Origin of the sequence: Streptomyces termitum (assembly GCF_014650175.1) — a bacterium.
Classification (GTDB): Bacteria; Actinomycetota; Actinomycetes; order Streptomycetales; family Streptomycetaceae; genus Streptomyces; species Streptomyces termitum.
The window spans coordinates 344,563-360,364 of sequence record NZ_BMUL01000007.1 but is presented as its reverse complement, the minus strand read 5'-3'; the positions used below and the strand labels follow the sequence as shown (position 1 = coordinate 360,364).

Genomic DNA, 15,802 nt, shown 5'->3' with positions numbered 1-15,802 from the left:
GCCGAACAGGTGTTTCCCGTCCCCCGTCGGTTCCGGCAGAATGCTGCCACATGCGCAGGCTCGGCCGTTACCTTCTCCTGGACCGGCTCGGAGCGGGCTCCTTCGCGACGGTCTGGAAGGCCTACGACCCGGAGCTCGACACCGAGGTCGCGGTAAAAGTGCTGGCCGAGAACTGGGCCGTCAACGCGGACGTGCGCGAGCGGTTCCTGGCCGAGGCGAGGCTCCTGCGCCGGATCGCCAGCCCGCGGGTGGTCCGGGTGCACGACGTCGGGGTGCAGGAGGACCGGCCCTACTTCGTCATGGACTACGTGCGCGGCGGCACCCTGGCCGACCGGGTCGGGCGCTGCACTCCGCAGGAGGCGCTGCGGCTGGCCGCGGAGGCGGGCTACGCGGTCCAGGTCCTGCACGAGGCGGGCGTGGTGCACCGGGACGTCAAGCCGTCCAACCTGCTGCTCGCCACCGGCTCCGAGCCCGCCGCGGTGCTGGTGGCGGACCTGGGCAGCGCGAAGCAGATGGCCGACGCGTCCGGGCTGACGGTGACCACGGGCACGCCCGCGTACATGGCGCCGGAACAGGCCTTCCAGACCGGCGGGTTCGACGGGAGGGCCGACGTGTACGCGCTGGCCGTCGTGACGTACGAACTCCTCACGGGGCAGAAGCCGTTCGGTCCGGGCGGACGCGCCACGGCCCTGATGACCGACCACCCGGCGGCGCCGACGCTGCCCGCGCTGCCGGCCGGCGGGGAACTGCCTCCGGAGGTGGCCCTGCTGCTGCGGACGGCGATGTCCGTCGAACCGGCGGACCGGCCGAGCACCGCACAGGCCTTCGCGGACGCCCTGCTGGCACCGGCCCCGCAACTCCGCCCCCGGCCCCGGGAACGGCGCCCCGGACGGCTCACCCCGCGCGAGGTCTGCCTGGCATCGGGCGCGGTCTTCACGACGACGACCCTCCTGAGCTGGCTGCTCCGCTGAATCCGGCCCCGCCGCTCAGCCCCCGACGACCGGCAAAGGAGGCCCGTCCCCGGTGACGAGACGGACCCGCGCGGTCCATGACCGGGGCTCCGAGGGCGGCTCCAGGTCATCCGTCTCGTCGGCCACAGGTGTGGCCTCCGCGTCGTACAGGTCGACGACGCAGGCGCGCGCCGTCGCGGACCGCTCGGCCCGAGCACCCACGCGGTCGCGCGTCATCGGGGTTGCGCGCCACCGGGGTTCAGCCCGAGCGGGACGCGTGCCGGAGTCAAGGGTCCGGCCTCCAGGTGAGCGGCGATGCGCGCGATCGTCCCGGTGTTGTCCTCGAACAGATGCGCCTGCATGCCCGCCGCTCGGGCGGCCTCGACGTTGGCTGCGGCGTCGTCCACGAAGAGGCAGTTCTCCGGCTCCACCTCCAAGTCGGCGCAGATCGCTTCAAAGGCGCGCCGGTCGGGCTTCTCGATCCCGATCTCGTGCGAGTAGACGATCCGCTCGACCAGTTCGTCGAAGCGGTACAGCGCCGTCTCCCGCTCCCTGGCCCCGACGAAGCTGTTGCTCAGGATGCCCAGCCTGCATCGGCCCCGTAGCCCCCGCACGTAGGCGATGAGTTCCTCGTTCGGCGTGCCCAGATACTCCGCCCAGAGGTCGGCCATGAAGGCTTCGACCTGGTGAGCGTCGAGGCCCAGGCGTGATGCCGCTTCCCCCTGCACGTCGTGTTCGCTGATGTGCCCCACGCTTCCGGCACGCCACACGTCGCGCATCCGCTCGTGCAGGGTGCCCTTCGGCAACCCCAGCCGTTCTTCCCAGCGCTGCCCCCATCCGGTTTCCGGCGTGATCTCCAACACGCCGCCGATGTCGAGAATGACGCACGTCTCGGCCACCCGAACTCCCCCTCTTCGTTCCGCCCGGCCCCGGATGATCGCATCGTTTCACGCCCGGTTCTCCACCAGCGGTTTTCGCCCGATGGGCCGGGTCCGGAGGATGGCCGGAGTCGGTGAGCCCGCCGTCGCCGTGACCGAGCCGGGGGACAGACGCTCAAGATTCTTGGCGAGATGACCGGAAGGGTGACGGACCTGCTCGTCATGGCTCTGACGGTGGGGGCGCGGGGCTGGGCGGCGGCATGGCCGTCCTCGTATCCGCTCTCAAGCACCGCCGGGCGACCGCGGCCTGACGGGGTCCTGTCCCCGCACCGGCGGCGGGGCGGGCGTCCCGCCCGAAGCACCAGCGTCTGCGCGGCCCTTGTGTTCGCCACGGCCGTTCTCTCCTCTGACCGGCAGCGCCTGGTGGGGGGCCTTCCCTTGTCGGAGCCGGTTGTTAAGGTCGGGACTTCGATCAGCAGATCGATTCAACTCCTGGAGCACGTCGGAGCGGCAGCACACACGGGGAAGGGGTCTGATGGCCTGGGAAGAGTGGGAACAGCTCAAAGCGGAGACCCCGGATCGGTCCTCCACCGCGATGCAGCTGAATCGGGTGCCCGACGAGCGGGACCCGGGTGGTGGCCCTCCCGGCGGCGACCTCAAGGTCAGTCAGCAGGATCTCGCCGCCGTCGGCGACGCGATCGATCACGTGCAGGACCGCTGAGAGAAGCAGTTGAAGGCGCTGCTCGACGTCTGTGCGCACATCTCGAACCACATGGACTTCACACAGAACGCGCACGCCGGCGACGAGCACTGCATCTACGGCGTCGTGAGCAGCATCTCGGCCCTGGACGAGGGCTTCGCGGAGAGGACCCGGCGCACGAGGGCTACTCCAAGGACCACGGCGTCTACTCCGAGATCGGCGCCTCCGCCAACGACGGAAACAAGAAGGCCGAAGGCATCGCAGGAGATCAGTGATGAGCACGAACACCCGCCGCCTCGCTGCGGCGCATCTGGCCGGCGGCCTCGCGGCCTCCCTCACGGGATGCGGCGACGGACGCGAGTACACGGTGCCCGAGGCAGCCTGCGGAGTCCCCTTGGACGAGAAGAAGCTCGACCCGTTCCTGGTCGACGGCAAGACGTTCAGGATCGTCGGTGACTCCCTCACCGACATGGGGAAGAAGGCCCAGGGACGCTGCGACCTCTCGGTCGACGACTGGCTGGTGGTCAGCTTCGAGGTCGACAAGGCCGACAAGCTCTACGACCCCATGGACGCATCGGAGAGCTTCCGTTTCGTCCACCCGGCGAAGGCGGAGAACCTGCCGTTCCCCGGCCTGGGCGCGGTGGGCGACCGCACCGCCATGATCAGTACGGAATGCGGCGGTCCTGAGGCGAACTACCTCGTCACCGAGGTCAGGCTCAGTACGAAGATCGAAGGCGATGTCGCCGAACGCCGCGAGAACATCGAAGCCTTCGCCGTGGACCTGGTGCCGAAGGTGAAGAAGGCACTTGGTTGTACCTCATGACGCGGGACGACCACGAGCCCGTGTTCGTGCGGAAGGGCCGCTGGGTCTACAACACGCGGAACCCCGTGGCCCGGATGCTGATGCTCGCGACCGTCGTCGGTCTGGCCGGCTTCTACCTCTACGTCTCCGACACCGGCCAGTGGAGCGAATCGGAGCTGCGCGACGCCGTCCACGAAGCCGCGCGCGACCTGGAGGCGCAGCCGCGGCGGGTCCACTTCGGCTACGACAGCATGATCAGGGACGCCATCGAGGCGACGGACGAGGGCCCCGTGGCCGACCTCGTCATCACACGCACCGGCAACGGCACCGGGAGCGGTGCGGCGGACGTTCCCGCGGAGGACAGCTTCGAGATCGGCGCCGCCCACATGTCCGAGACCTTCTGCATGCGGCTCTCTCCCCCCGAGCCGCCCCGCACCTGGGGAAACAGTGAAACCGTCCGTCTGAACGTGCGGGTCTCACCGGGCGACTGCTGAGACCGCCGCCAGGGCAGGAGGTTTCCGAGCGGTCGTCGACGCGGCTCGGTCCCTGACGGCCGCGACGCACCGGTGCGCGACCGCGCTCCCCGGCGGATAATCGCGCCATCACGCACACGTGCGAAGAGCACCCGGCCCGACCCGCCCCGACCTGCTGAAAGCCCGCTCAGCCACATGCCCGCCCGTCTCACCAGGAGGTATCCGTGAGGATGCTGATCAATGTGCCCGAGACCGTCGTCGCCGATGCCCTGCGGGGGCTTGCCGCCGCGCATCCCGAGTTGACCGTGGACGTCGAGCGGCGGGTCGTGGTGCGGCGGGACGCGCCGGTGGCGGGGAAGGTGGCGCTGGTCTCCGGGGGCGGGTCGGGGCACGAGCCGCTGCACGCGGGGTTCGTGGGGCCGGGGATGCTGGACGCGGCGTGTCCCGGGGAGGTCTTCACGAGTCCCGTTCCGGACCAGATGGTGCGGGCGGCGGCCGCGGTGGACAGCGGGGCGGGGGTGCTGTTCGTCGTGAAGAACTACACCGGTGACGTGCTCAACTTCGAGATGGCGGCCGAACTCGCCGAGGACGAGGGCGTCCGGGTCGCGAAGGTCCTCGTCGACGACGACGTGGCGGTGACCGACAGCCTGTACACGGCGGGGCGGCGCGGGACCGGGGCGACGCTGTTCGTGGAGAAGCTGGCGGGTGCCGCCGCCGAGGAGGGCGCGCCGCTGGAGCGGGTGGAGGCCGTGGCGCGGCGGGTGGTGGAGCGGTCGCGGTCGTTCGGGGTGGCGCTGAGCGCCTGTAGCACCCCCGCGAAGGGCGGGCCGACCTTCGATCTCCCGCCGGGCGAGCTGGAGTTCGGGGTGGGGATCCACGGCGAGCCGGGGCGGGAGCGGCGCGCCATGATGACGTCGGGGGAGATCGCGGAGGCCGCCGTCGACGCCGTGCTGGACGACCTGCGGCCCGCCGATCCGGTGCTGCTCCTGGTGAACGGGATGGGCGGCACGCCGCTGCTGGAGCTGTACGGGTTCAACGCCGAGGTGCGGCGGGTCCTGGCGGAGCGCCGGGTGCCGGTGGCGCGGACGCTGGTCGGGAACTACGTGACCTCGCTCGACATGGCGGGCGCCTCGGTGACGCTCTGCGCGGCGGACGAGGAGCTGCTGCGGCTGTGGGACGCGCCGGTGCGGACGCCCGCGCTGCGCTGGGGCCGGTGAGGCGGGGATGACGGAGAGGGCCGGGAGGACCGGGATGTACGACGGGGATTTCGCGGTGCGCTGGATGGCGGCGGTCGCGGTCGCGGTGGACCGGGAGGCGGGGCGGCTCACCGAGCTGGACTCGGCGATCGGGGACGCCGACCACGGCGCCAATCTGCGGCGCGGTTTCACGGCCGTCGCCGAGGCGCTGGCGAAGGAGCCGCCCGCGACGCCGGGCGGGGTGCTGGCGGCGGCCGGGCGGCGGCTGATCTCGACGGTGGGCGGCGCGTCCGGGCCGCTGTACGGGACGCTGCTGCGGCGCGCCGGGAAGGAGCTCGGCGAGGAGCCGGCGGTGGACCGGGAGGGGCTGGCGCGGGCGCTGGCCGCCGGGGTCGCCGCGGTCGGGCGGCTCGGCGGGGCCGTGGTGGGCGACAAGACGATGCTGGACGCGCTGACGCCGGCGGTGGCCGCGCTGTCCGAGTCCTTCGCGGCGGCCCGTTCCGCGGCCGAGGAGGGGGCGCGGGCGACCGTGCCGCTGCGGGCCCGCAAGGGCCGTGCGAGCTATCTGGGCGAGCGTTCGATCGGACACCAGGACCCGGGGGCGACGTCGTCGGCGCTGCTCTTCGCGGCCCTGGAGGAGGTGGCGGAGGCGTGAGCGGGGACACGGGCGGGAAGCGGGTCGGGATCGTCCTGGTCTCGCACAGCGCGGACGTCGCCTCTGCGGTGGCGGAGCTGGCGCGGGGGCTGGCCGGGGGCGGGGACCTGGCGCCGGTCGCGGCGGCCGGCGGGCTGCCCGGCGGCGGGCTCGGCACGAGTGCGGAGCTGATCGCCGGGGCGGCGCGGGCCGTCGACACGGGGGCGGGCGTGGCGCTTCTGGTGGACCTCGGGAGCGCGGTCCTCACGGTGAAGGCGCTGCTCGCCGAGGACGACGAACTGCCGGAGGGGGCGCGGCTGGTGGACGCCCCGTTCGTGGAGGGGGCGGTGGCGGCGCTGGTGACGGCGAGCGCCGGCGGCGACCTCGACGCGGTGGCCTCGGCGGCCTCGGAGGCGTACGCCTACCGCAAGGAGTAGCGGGGCGGGAGCGGGGTGCGCGGGCGGGGCTCCGGAACGCGACCGGGCGGCCCCGCATTGTGAGGGGGCCGTCCGACGCACTAAGGTCGCACCGCCTTGGTGTTCGGGAAACCGGTGCAGTACCGGTGCGGCCCTCGCCACTGTGATCGGGAAGTCCGGCTCCACCCCCGCGGGAGATCGCGGGGAGCCACTGGACCGCCGTGGGAGACCTCGGGGGTGTGGGAAGGCGGAGCCGGGCGACAAGACCGTCAGCCAGGAGACCGGCCAGGGCGCGTCGTCCATTCCACGAGGTGCTGGAGAGGGTCTCCCGATCATGCATATAGCCGAGGGGTATCTGCCCCCCGTCCACGCGGCCGCCTGGGGCGTCGCGTCGGCCCCGTTCGTCGTCCACGGTGTCCGGGCGCTCACCCGCGAGGTGCGCGCCAACCCCGAGTCCACCCTGTTGCTGGGCGCCGCCGGTGCCTTCACCTTCGTCCTGTCCGCGCTCAAACTGCCGTCGGTGACCGGGAGTTGTTCCCATCCGACGGGCACGGGGCTGGGCGCGATCCTGTTCCGGCCGCCGATCATGGCGGTGCTCGGCACGATCACGCTGCTGTTCCAGGCGCTGCTGCTCGCCCACGGCGGGCTGACCACGCTCGGCGCGAACGTCTTCTCGATGGCCATCGTCGGCCCGTGGGCGGGGTACGGCACGTACCTGCTGCTGAGGCGGTCGGGGGCGCCGCTGATGGCGGGCGTGTTCTGCGGCGCGTTCGTCGCCGACCTGTCCACGTACTGCGTGACGAGCGTGCAGCTCGCCCTCGCCTTCCCCGATCCGGGGAGCGGGGTGGCGGGGTCGCTCGCCAAGTTCGGCGGGATCTTCGCCGTGACGCAGCTCCCGCTCGCGGTGAGCGAGGGCCTGCTGACCGTCCTGGTGATGCGGCTGCTCACGCAGTCCAGCAAGGGGGACCTGCTGCGGCTGGGCGTGCTCGCCCCGTCCGCGCGGGAGCGGCACGGGAAGAAGGAGGCGGCGGCGTGATGAGCCGGAACGCGAGGATCAACGGCCTGCTGCTGCTCCTGGTGGCGGCGCTGGCCGTGCTGCCGCTGGCGCTGGGGCTCGGCGACCACAAGGAGGAGCCGTTCGCGGGCGCCGACGCGGAGGCGGAGACGGCGATCACCGAGATCCGCCCGGAGTACGAGCCGTGGTTCAGTCCGCTGTACGAGCCGCCGTCCGGCGAGGTCGAGTCGGCGCTGTTCGCGCTCCAGGCGGCGCTGGGCGCCGGTGTCCTGGCGTACTACTTCGGGGTGCGGCGCGGCCGCCGGCAGGGCGAGGAGCGGGCGGCGGCCCGCACCGCCCCCACCGGCACGGACCCCGGCCCGGACCCTGCGGCGGGCCCCGACGCGGCCCCTGTGGCGGGCCCCGGCACGGCTCCCGACGCGGACTCCGGCGCGGGCTCCGGTCCGGTCCCGGGTGCGGGCGCGTAGCCGCCGGTGCTGCCGATCGACGCGGCGGCGCACAGCAGTCGCTGGCGCCGCCGCCATCCCGTGGAGAAGGCCGTGCTCGGGCTCGGGCTGACGCTGTGCGCGGTGTGCCTGCCGCCGTGGCCGGGGGCCGTGCTGGTCGCGGCCGCCGCGCTGGCGGTGCTGCTCGGTCCGGCCGGGGTGCCGGGCCGGCGGCTGTGGCGGGCCTTCCGGATCCCGCTGGGCTTCTGCGTGACGGGGGCGGTGCCGCTGCTGTTCTCGGTGGGCGGTCCCGGCGGGGCGGTCGCGCTCGCGCCGGGCGGCCCGGGGCACGCGGGGGCGCTGCTGCTGCGGACGGCGGCGGCCTCGCTGGGGGTGCTGCTGTTCGCGTTCACGACGCCGGTCTCGGACGTGCTGCCGAGGCTGGTGCGGGCCGGGGTGCCGGCGCCGGTGGTGGACGTGGCCCTGGTGATGTACCGGATCGTGTTCCTGCTGCTGGACGCGCAGACCAAGGTGCGGCAGGCGCAGGCGGCGCGGCTCGGGGCGACGACCCGGGCGGCCGTGTGGCGGTCGCTCGCCGGGCTCGGCGCGACCTCGTTCGTCCGGGCCTTCGACCGGGCGCAGCGGCTCCAGGCCGGGCTGGCCGGGCGCGGGTACGACGGGACCCTGCGGGTCCTGCTGCCCGGGGCGCCGGTCTCGCGGCCCTTCCTGGCGGCGACGGGCGCGCTCCTCGCGGGGCTCGTCGCCCTCACCCTCGTACTGGAAAGGTTCCTTCCGTGACGGCTCCGACCACCCCGGTCGTGGAATTGGCGCACGCGGGCTTCGCGTACGAGGACGGGCCCGAGGTGCTCTCGGACGTCTGCTTCGCGGTGGCCGGGGGGCGGGCGGTCGCGCTCCTCGGGCGCAACGGCGGCGGCAAGACGACGCTGCTGCGGCTGCTGAGCGGCGGGCTGCGGTGCGGCGCGGGGGCACTGCTCCTGGACGGCGCGGAGGTGGCGTACGACCGCAAGGGGCTGACCCGGCTGCGGACCTCGGTGCAGCTGGTGGTGCAGGACCCGGACGACCAGCTGTTCGCCGCGTCGGTGGCGCAGGACGTGTCGTTCGGGCCGATGAACCTGGGGCTGCCGGAGGAGGAGGTGCGGCTCCGGGTGGACGGGGCGCTGGCCGCGCTGGACATCACGCCGCTCGCGGACCGGCCGACGCACCTGCTGTCGTACGGGCAGCGGAAGCGGGCGGCCATCGCGGGCGCGGTGGCGATGCGGCCCCGGGTGCTGGTCCTCGACGAGCCGACGGCCGGTCTGGACCCGGACGGGCAGGAGCGGCTGCTGGAGACCCTGGAGCGGCTGCGGGCGGCGGGAACCGCGGTGGTGATGGCCACCCACGACGTGGACCTGGCGCTGCGCTGGGCCGACGAGGCGGCGGTGCTCTCGCCCGCCGGGCTGCGCACCGGCCCGGTCGGGGAGCTGCTGGCGGACGGGGCGCTGCTGGACGCGGCCCGGCTGCGGCGGCCCTGGGCGACCCCGGTGGCCCGGCTGCTGCGCTCCCGGGGCCTGCTGCCGGAGGGCGCGCGGGGGCCCCGGACGGCGGAGGAGCTGGACGCGCTGCTGGCCCGTACGGGCTGATCCGGAGAGGACCGCCACGGTCTACCGAGTAGTAACCATCACACCCCCACCTTTCTGCAACTAGTTGCATAAGGGTGGGCGGGTCGCTTACAACAGGGTGCGACGATCCCTGCGCGAGGAGGCGCCCCGTGACCGCGACGACCCCGTACCCGCACCTGCTCAGCCCGCTCGACCTCGGCTTCACCACCCTGCCCAACCGGGTGGTGATGGGCTCGATGCACGTCGGCCTGGAGGAGGCCGAGCACGGCTTCGAGCGGATGGCCGCCTTCTACGCGGAGCGCGCCCGGGGCGGCGCCGGCCTCATCGTCACCGGCGGCATCGCCCCCAACGAGGCCGGCCGGCCCTGGGACGGCGGCGCCAAGCTCACCACCGCCGAGGAGGTCGCCGAGCACCGGCTGATCACCGACGCCGTGCACGCCGAGGGCGGCCGGATCGCGATGCAGATCCTGCACTTCGGCCGGTACGCGTACCACCCCGGCCTCGTCGCCCCCAGCCCCCTCAAGGCCCCCATCAGCCCCTTCGCGCCGAACGAGCTGACCGACGCCGAGGTCGAGCAGACCGTCGAGGACTACGCGCGCTGCGCCGCGCTGGCCCGGGAGGCCGGCTACGACGGCGTCGAGGTGATGGGCTCCGAGGGCTACCTCATCAACGAGTTCACCGCCGCCGCCACCAACCACCGCACCGACCGCTGGGGCGGCTCCTACGAGAACCGGGTCCGCTTCCCGCTGGAGATCGTCCGCCGCGTCCGCGAGCGGGTCGGCGAGGACTTCATCCTCGTCTACCGGCTCTCCATGCTGGACCTCGTCCCCGGCGGCTCCACCCTGGAGGAGGTGGTGCGGCTCGCCAAGGAGATCGAGGCGGCCGGCGCCACCCTCATCAACACCGGCATCGGCTGGCACGAGGCCCGCATCCCCACCATCGCCACCTCCGTCCCGCGCGGCGCCTACACCTGGGTCACCAAGCGGCTGATGGGCGAGGTCTCGGTGCCCCTCGTCACCTCCAACCGGATCAACACCCCCGAGGTCGCCGAGGAGATCCTCGCCGACGGCCGCGCCGACCTGGTCTCGCTCGCCCGCCCCTTCCTCGCCGACGCCGCCTTCGTGAACAAGGCCGCCGCCGGCCGCGCCGAGACCATCAACACCTGCATCGGCTGCAACCAGGCGTGCCTCGACCACACCTTCAGCCTCAAGATCACCTCCTGTCTGGTCAACCCGCGCGCCTGCCACGAGACCGAGCTCGTGCTCTCCCCCACCCGGCTCGCCAAGCGGATCGCCGTCGTCGGCGCCGGCCCCGCCGGGCTCTCCTGCGCCGTGTCCGCCGCCGAACGCGGCCACGCCGTCACCCTCTTCGACGCCGCCGCCGAGATCGGCGGCCAGCTGAACGTCGCCCGGCGGGTACCCGGCAAGGAGGAGTTCGACGAGACGCTGCGCTACTACCGCGTCCAGCTCGCCGAGCACGGCGTCGAGGTCCGTCTGAACACCGCCGTCACCGCCGCCGACCTCGACGGCTACGACGAGGTCGTCGTCGCCACCGGCGTCACCCCCCGCGTCCCCGACATCGAGGGCGTCGACCACCCCAGCGTCGTCGGCTACCTGGACGTGCTGCGCGGCGGCGCGCCCGTCGGCGAGCGGGTCGCGATCATCGGCGCGGGCGGCATCGGCTTCGACGTCGCCGAGTTCCTCACCGACGGCGGGGAGGGCGCGAGCCGCGACCCCGAGACGTACTTCCGGCAGTGGGGCGTGGACACCTCGTACGAGAACCGGGGCGGACTGCGCGCCCCCGAGCGGCCCGCGCCGCCGCGCCGGGTGCACCTGCTCCAGCGCAAGACCGGCAAGGTCGGCGCCGGACTGGGCAAGACCACCGGCTGGATCCACCGCACCGAGCTCAAGCACCGGGGCGTCACCATGGTCGCGGGCGTCACCTACGAGCGGATCGACGACGAGGGCCTGCACCTCACCGTCGACGGCGAGCCGCAGGTGCTGCCGGTGGACACGGTCGTCCTCTGCTCCGGCCAGGAGCCCCGCCGCGGCCTGTACGAGGAGCTGGTCGCCGCCGGCCGCACCGCGCACCTCGTCGGCGGAGCCGACGTCGCCGCCGAACTCGACGCCAAGCGGGCGATCGACCAGGGCACCCGGCTCGCCGCCGCCCTGTGACCGGCCCGGCCCGCCGCTCCCGGATCCGGCCCGGCGGGCCCCGCCCGGGCCGGACCTAGGATGCGGGCATGTCCCTCCCGTACGCGATCCTCACCGCGCTGTTGGAGAAGCCGTCCTCCGGCCTCGAACTGACGCGGCGCTTCGACCGGTCGATCGGCTACTTCTGGTCCGCCACGCACCAGCAGATCTACCGCGAGCTGGGGCGCCTGGAGGAGGCGGGGCACATCCGCGCCCTGCCCTCCGCCGGGCCGGTCCGGGGGCAGCGCAAGGAGTACGAGGTGCTGCCCGGGGGGCGGGAGGCGCTGCGGGAGTGGGTCGGCACCCCCGAGGACCCCAAGCCGCTCCGGTCGGCGCTGCTGCTGCGGATGCGGGCCGCGGCGGTGGTCGGCGCGGCCGGGCTCCGCGCCGAACTGGCCCGCCACCTCGCCCTGCACCGGGCCCAGCTCGACGAGTACCTCCGCATCGAGGAGCGCGACTTCCCCGCCGAGCGGCGCGGCACCGAGCCCGACCGGCTGCGCCACCTCGTGCTGCGCGGCGGCATCGACCTGGAGCGCTTCTGGGTGGAGTGGCTGACCGCCGCCCTGGCCGACCTGGGGCCCGAGGACTGATCCGCGCCCCCGTCCCGCTCCTTTCCGCCCCCTGCGCGCCCCGCCGCCCGCGCCTCCCGCCTCGCGATACTGGACGTTTGACGGTTGACGGTGCGTCACGCGAAAGGACGTTCATGGCTGACGAGTGGGGCCGCGGTACGGCACGGCACGCGGTGGTCGTCGGGGGGAGCCTCTCCGGGCTGCTGACCGCGCGGGTCCTGGCGGACCACGCCGAGCGGGTGACGGTCGTCGAGCGCGACCGGCTGCCCGAGGAGCCGGACACCCGTCCCGGCGTGCCGCAGGGCCGGCACCTGCACGTCCTGGTCGAGGGCGGGCAGCGGGCGCTCGACGAGCTGCTGCCCGGCTTCATGGACGAGCTGCGCAAGCTCGGCGCGCCGAAGATCGCCATGCCGACCGACATGGTCCAGTGGCAGAACGGCCGGTGGCTGCGGCGCACCGCCGCCTCCGCGCACTTCTACAGCGGCCCGCGCGCCCAGCTGGAGTGGCTGGTGCGGCGGCGGGTGCTCGCCGACCCCCGCATCGAGCTGGTCGAGGGCACCGAGACGGTCGGCCTGACCGGTACCGCCGCCCGGGTCACCGGGGTGCGGCTGCGCGGGCGCGGCGCGGGCCGGGAGTCCCGGGTCCTCGCCGCCGACCTGGTGGTGGACGCCTCCGGGCGGTCCACCAAGGCGGCGGAGTGGCTGGCCGGCATCGGCGCGGAGGCCCCGCACGAGGAGACCCTCGACACCGGCCTCGCCTACGGCTCGCGGATCTACCGGGCGACGGACGCGGTGCCCGCCACCGACGGCCTCGGCTACTACGTCGTGCCGGGCCCGGACCAGACGTACGGCGCCGTGGTGGTGCCGCTCGGGCACGACGGGCACCACATGGTCACCCTCTCCGGGCTGCGCGGGCAGGAACCGCCCACCGACCCGGAGGCGTTCGAGGAGTACGCGAAGCTGCTGCCGCACCCGGTGGTGAGCCAGTGGCTGGCGGCCGCCGAGCCGGTCTCCGGCGTGCACACCTTCCGGAACACCGCGAACATCCGCCGCCGGTACGACCGTCCGGGCCGCCGCCCGGCCGGTTTCCTCGCCACCGGCGACGCGCTGTGCGCCTTCAACCCGATCTACGGGCAGGGCATGTCGGTCGCGGCGCTCGGCGCGGTCGCCCTGCGCGAGGCGCTGGCGGACCCCCGCCGGACGCCGACCACCCGGCGGGTGCAGCGGGCGCTGCTCGCCGCGGCCCGGCAGGCGTGGGACATCTCGGCGGGCGCCGACAAGAAGATGCCGGGCGCGACCGGCGACGCGGCCCGCCCGAAGCCGCTCGACGGGGCGGTGGGCTGGTACCTGGCCCGGGTGCAGGAGCGGTCCATGGGCGACCCGCTGGTGGGCGACGCCTTCCGGGAGGCGCTGATCCTGACGGCGCCGCTGTCCCGGCTCTTCGCCCCGGCGGTGGCCCGCGCCGTCCTCTTCTCCCCGGCCGGACGGGCCCCGCTGGAACCGCAGATGCGCCGGGAGGACTGAGCGGAGGCGGCGGGCCCCGGGCGGGTTCAGAGGCCGGGGGCCGCCGTCACCGTGCCGGCGGCGATCCCGGCGCCGAGGGCCGCGTAGTCGTCGTCGTTCTGGCTCGCGTAGGCGAGGGAGAAGTCGGCGACGGCCCGGTCGAAGACGTCGGAGGAGCCGAGGTAGGCGGCGATGGCTACGCGGTCGCCGGAGCGGGCGTGGGCGCGGGCCAGGGCACGCCCGCAGAGCCTCGCGTAGTCGCGCAGGGTGGCGGAGGACATCGTCTCGACCTCGGCGGAGCCCTTCATGTCGCGCAGCTGGCGCCAGTAGAAGTGGCGCTGCTCGGGGCCGGTCATCCAGCCGAGGAAGATGTCGCTGGCGGCCTGGGTGAGGCGCTGGCCGCAGACCACCCGGCGGCCCTGGTGGGGGTAGGCGGTGGGCGGCAGGTACGCCTCCAGGACGGAGCGGCCCGCCTCCTTGATCTGGAGGACGAGGGGGTCGGAGTCGTCGCGGCCTTCGAGGAGGACGACGAAGCAGCGGGTGCCGACGCTGCCGACGCCGACGGCCTTGCGGGCGGCGTCGCGGAAGCGGTAGCGGTCGAGGAGGAGCCGGCGCTCCTCGGAGAGGGAGCTGCGGTAGTCGCTGAAGATCTTGCCGAGGGTGACCCGGTCGAGGTCGGCGACCCGTTCGAGGAGCGGCGGGTCCTCCACGATGCGGCGGACGCCGTCGTCGCCCCGGGCGGTGAGCTTGTCGAGGGCCTGGAGGCTGGTGCGGCGGCGGGCCTTGGCGAGGGTGCGGTCGAGGCGGGCGCGTTCGGCGGGGCGGACCAGGGCGGTGAGGTCGTCGGCCTCGATGCGCTCGTACCAGACGGCGAGTTCGCCGAGGCCGGCGAGGCGGCGCATGGCGGTGCGGTACGCCTCGGTGGCGACGCGGGCGGCGCGGTGGGCCTTGGCGCGGGAGGCGCCGTTCTGGAGGGCGGCGACGGCGACGCTGGCGGCGAGCCGTTTGACGTCCCACTCGAAGGGGCCGGGGAGGGTCTCGTCGAAGTCGTTGACGTCGAAGAGGAGCGTCCGTTCGGGTGAGGCGTAGACGCCGAAGTTGAGGAGGTGGGCGTCGCCGCAGAGCTGGACGGTGAGTCCGGTGTCGGGGCCGGCGGCGAGGTCGGCGGCCATGACGGCGGCGGCGCCGCGCAGGAACGCGAAGGGGGAAGCGGCCATCCGCCCGTACCGGACGGGGACGAGGTCGGGGAGCCGGTCGGCGGACTGGCGCTCCAGGACGGCCAGCGGGTCGGGGCGCTGGGCGCTGGGTATCCAGCGTCCGTGGGAGGAGCGCGGGGCCCGCTTGCGGGCCGCGCGGCCGCGTCCGGCGCGTTCCGAGGGCTTCGTCATCCGGCTTCACCCCTGTTCCACCGCCGGCCCGGGGCCGGTGGTCTCGCCTGGTCCCCATTACAGGGGGCGCCACGGGTTTCGGCCACTCTGCACGGTCGCCCTAGCGGAATGGTTTAGACCAATGATAGGTATTGATCACCCATACGGCCCATGCTGTCACACTGAGCGAAGAAGGGGTTGACCATGGACGTCCTCGATGACCCGCCTCCCGAGGAGGCCCCCGGTGGGGAGACCACGGGGAAGGGGGCACCCGACGGGGAGGCCCCGGGGGAAGAGGTGACCGACGGGGAGGTGCCCCGCTATCTGCGGGTCGCCGCCGCCCTGCGGGAGGGCCTCGCCCGCCACACCCTCGCCCCCGGCACCCGGCTCCCCTCGGAGCGGTCCCTGGCGCAGCGGTACCACGTCAACCGGCAGACCGTCCGCAGCGCGCTCCATCTGCTGCGCGAGGAGCGGCTCGTGGTCACCGACCGGCGGGGCACCTTCGCGGCGGATCTGGCATCGGGCGGGGACAGGCCGTCCGAGGCGCAGTCCGCCGCGTCCAGACCGGTCTTCCCCGGCGGGCCGCGCGCCGCGGACGCCCTGGTCAGGGCCTCGCTCCGCTGGGAACCGCCGCCCGCCGCGCTGGCGCCCCGGCTGGAACTCACCCCCGGCGAACCGACCCTGGTGCACCGTCACACGGTGCTCGCGCCGCAGGGGGCCGAGCTCCAGCGAGCGGTGTCGTGGTTCTCCCGGCCCGCGCTGGCCGAGATCCCGCAGCTCGCCCGCTACCGGCGGATGCGCCACGGGGTGAACCGGCCGGACCTGCGCCTGCTCTACCACTGGATGCACCAGGCCGGACTGCGGGCCACCCACCGCGAGTCGGTGCGGATCCCGCCCGGCGAGCCCGGGTCGGTGCCCGGCGGGACGGCCCGGCTGAGCGTCCACCGGGTGGTGAGCGACCAGCACGGGCACGTCCTGGAGATCACGGACATCGACTTCTCGGCCCGGGAGGCGGCCTGGACGTACGAATACAGTCCGTGACGACGACCGGGCGCGCGGGCTCC

General features: G+C 74.1%; 17 protein-coding genes and 1 riboswitch. Of the genes, 15 read left to right on the top strand and 2 right to left on the bottom strand.

The annotated features are described in order from the left end of the window. Positions 1-50: 50 nt before the first annotated feature. Complete coding sequence (locus IE219_RS16530; protein ID WP_189977954.1) at positions 51-971, top strand: serine/threonine-protein kinase; 921 nt, start codon at positions 51-53, stop codon at positions 969-971. 212 nt (positions 972-1,183) lie between these two features. On the opposite strand, the gene IE219_RS16525 is transcribed toward IE219_RS16530, so the two are convergent. Further along, entirely contained in the window at positions 1,184-1,849 is a 666-nt protein-coding gene (locus IE219_RS16525) for an HAD-IA family hydrolase (RefSeq protein ID WP_189977952.1), read from the bottom strand. Positions 1,850-2,363: 514 nt separating this feature from the next. On the opposite strand from IE219_RS16525, the gene IE219_RS32555 reads away from it, so the two are divergent. The 13 genes from IE219_RS32555 (at position 2,364) to IE219_RS16460 (ending at position 13,392) form a co-directional block, all read left to right on the top strand. After that, entirely contained in the window at positions 2,364-2,549 is a 186-nt protein-coding gene (locus IE219_RS32555) for a hypothetical protein (RefSeq protein WP_373298843.1), read from the top strand. A gap of 253 nt (positions 2,550-2,802) precedes the next feature. After that, a complete protein-coding gene (locus IE219_RS16515; protein ID WP_189978048.1) occupies positions 2,803-3,351 on the top strand; it encodes a hypothetical protein in 549 nt (182 codons plus the stop codon). Further along, the gene (locus IE219_RS16510; RefSeq protein ID WP_189977950.1) at positions 3,348-3,824 is read left to right on the top strand and encodes a hypothetical protein; all 477 of its coding nucleotides are present in this window, start codon (positions 3,348-3,350) and stop codon (positions 3,822-3,824) included. Before IE219_RS16515 ends, IE219_RS16510 begins: the two co-directional genes overlap by 4 nt. Before the next feature lie 203 nt (positions 3,825-4,027). After that, complete coding sequence (gene dhaK / locus IE219_RS16505; RefSeq protein ID WP_189977948.1) at positions 4,028-5,020, top strand: dihydroxyacetone kinase subunit DhaK; 993 nt, start codon at positions 4,028-4,030, stop codon at positions 5,018-5,020. A gap of 34 nt (positions 5,021-5,054) precedes the next feature. Then, the gene (gene dhaL, locus IE219_RS16500) at positions 5,055-5,654 is read left to right on the top strand and encodes a dihydroxyacetone kinase subunit DhaL (RefSeq protein ID WP_189977946.1); all 600 of its coding nucleotides are present in this window, start codon (positions 5,055-5,057) and stop codon (positions 5,652-5,654) included. After that, positions 5,651-6,070 carry a PTS-dependent dihydroxyacetone kinase phosphotransferase subunit DhaM gene (locus IE219_RS16495; protein ID WP_189977944.1) on the top strand — a complete coding sequence of 140 codons (420 nt, stop codon included), beginning with the start codon at positions 5,651-5,653 and terminating at the stop codon, positions 6,068-6,070. Before dhaL ends, IE219_RS16495 begins: the two co-directional genes overlap by 4 nt. A gap of 80 nt (positions 6,071-6,150) precedes the next feature. Continuing rightward, positions 6,151-6,353, top strand: a riboswitch (cobalamin riboswitch). A gap of 30 nt (positions 6,354-6,383) precedes the next feature. Beyond that, on the top strand, positions 6,384-7,085 hold the full coding sequence (locus tag IE219_RS16490; RefSeq protein ID WP_189977942.1) for an energy-coupling factor ABC transporter permease: 702 nt from the start codon (positions 6,384-6,386) through the stop codon (positions 7,083-7,085). Further along, positions 7,085-7,531, top strand: coding sequence for an energy-coupling factor ABC transporter substrate-binding protein (locus IE219_RS16485; RefSeq protein ID WP_189977940.1), 447 nt, complete (start codon positions 7,085-7,087; stop codon positions 7,529-7,531). The genes IE219_RS16490 and IE219_RS16485 overlap by 1 nt, the downstream gene beginning before the upstream one ends. Positions 7,532-7,537: 6 nt before the next feature. Beyond that, positions 7,538-8,287, top strand: coding sequence for a cobalt ECF transporter T component CbiQ (gene cbiQ, locus IE219_RS16480; protein WP_189977938.1), 750 nt, complete (start codon positions 7,538-7,540; stop codon positions 8,285-8,287). Beyond that, a complete protein-coding gene (locus IE219_RS16475; protein ID WP_229849792.1) occupies positions 8,284-9,129 on the top strand; it encodes an energy-coupling factor ABC transporter ATP-binding protein in 846 nt (281 codons plus the stop codon). Before cbiQ ends, IE219_RS16475 begins: the two co-directional genes overlap by 4 nt. A gap of 128 nt (positions 9,130-9,257) precedes the next feature. Beyond that, complete coding sequence (locus IE219_RS16470) at positions 9,258-11,282, top strand: NADPH-dependent 2,4-dienoyl-CoA reductase (protein WP_189977936.1); 2,025 nt, start codon at positions 9,258-9,260, stop codon at positions 11,280-11,282. A gap of 68 nt (positions 11,283-11,350) precedes the next feature. Continuing rightward, on the top strand, positions 11,351-11,890 hold the full coding sequence (locus IE219_RS16465; protein ID WP_189977934.1) for a PadR family transcriptional regulator: 540 nt from the start codon (positions 11,351-11,353) through the stop codon (positions 11,888-11,890). A 113-nt stretch (positions 11,891-12,003) separates the two neighbouring features. After that, positions 12,004-13,392 (top strand): FAD-dependent oxidoreductase, encoded by a 1,389-nt coding sequence (locus tag IE219_RS16460; RefSeq protein ID WP_189977932.1) that lies wholly within the window; start codon positions 12,004-12,006, stop codon positions 13,390-13,392. 26 nt (positions 13,393-13,418) lie between these two features. Here the strand turns inward: IE219_RS16460 and IE219_RS16455 are convergent, their stop codons facing one another. Next, positions 13,419-14,759: a DUF2252 domain-containing protein gene (locus tag IE219_RS16455; protein WP_189977930.1), complete on the bottom strand. Its 1,341-nt coding sequence runs from the start codon at positions 14,757-14,759 to the stop codon at positions 13,419-13,421. A gap of 183 nt (positions 14,760-14,942) precedes the next feature. Here IE219_RS16455 and IE219_RS16450 point away from each other — a divergent pair, with 183 nt between their 5' ends. Next, positions 14,943-15,779, top strand: a complete 837-nt coding sequence (locus tag IE219_RS16450) for a GntR family transcriptional regulator (protein ID WP_189977928.1) — start codon at positions 14,943-14,945, stop codon at positions 15,777-15,779. The last annotated feature ends 23 nt before the right edge of the window (positions 15,780-15,802 follow it).

Coding starts and splice junctions, on each gene's coding strand:
- IE219_RS16530 (WP_189977954.1), top strand. CDS start 51: ATGCGCAGGCTCGGCCGTTACCTTCTCCTGGACCGGCTCGGAGCGGGC.
- IE219_RS32555 (WP_373298843.1), top strand. CDS start 2,364: ATGGCCTGGGAAGAGTGGGAACAGCTCAAAGCGGAGACCCCGGATCGG.
- IE219_RS16515 (WP_189978048.1), top strand. CDS start 2,803: ATGAGCACGAACACCCGCCGCCTCGCTGCGGCGCATCTGGCCGGCGGC.
- IE219_RS16510 (WP_189977950.1), top strand. CDS start 3,348: ATGACGCGGGACGACCACGAGCCCGTGTTCGTGCGGAAGGGCCGCTGG.
- dhaL (WP_189977946.1), top strand. CDS start 5,055: ATGTACGACGGGGATTTCGCGGTGCGCTGGATGGCGGCGGTCGCGGTC.
- IE219_RS16490 (WP_189977942.1), top strand. CDS start 6,384: ATGCATATAGCCGAGGGGTATCTGCCCCCCGTCCACGCGGCCGCCTGG.
- IE219_RS16485 (WP_189977940.1), top strand. CDS start 7,085: ATGAGCCGGAACGCGAGGATCAACGGCCTGCTGCTGCTCCTGGTGGCG.
- IE219_RS16465 (WP_189977934.1), top strand. CDS start 11,351: ATGTCCCTCCCGTACGCGATCCTCACCGCGCTGTTGGAGAAGCCGTCC.
- IE219_RS16460 (WP_189977932.1), top strand. CDS start 12,004: ATGGCTGACGAGTGGGGCCGCGGTACGGCACGGCACGCGGTGGTCGTC.
- IE219_RS16455 (WP_189977930.1), bottom strand. CDS start 14,759: ATGACGAAGCCCTCGGAACGCGCCGGACGCGGCCGCGCGGCCCGCAAG.
- IE219_RS16450 (WP_189977928.1), top strand. CDS start 14,943: ATGGACGTCCTCGATGACCCGCCTCCCGAGGAGGCCCCCGGTGGGGAG.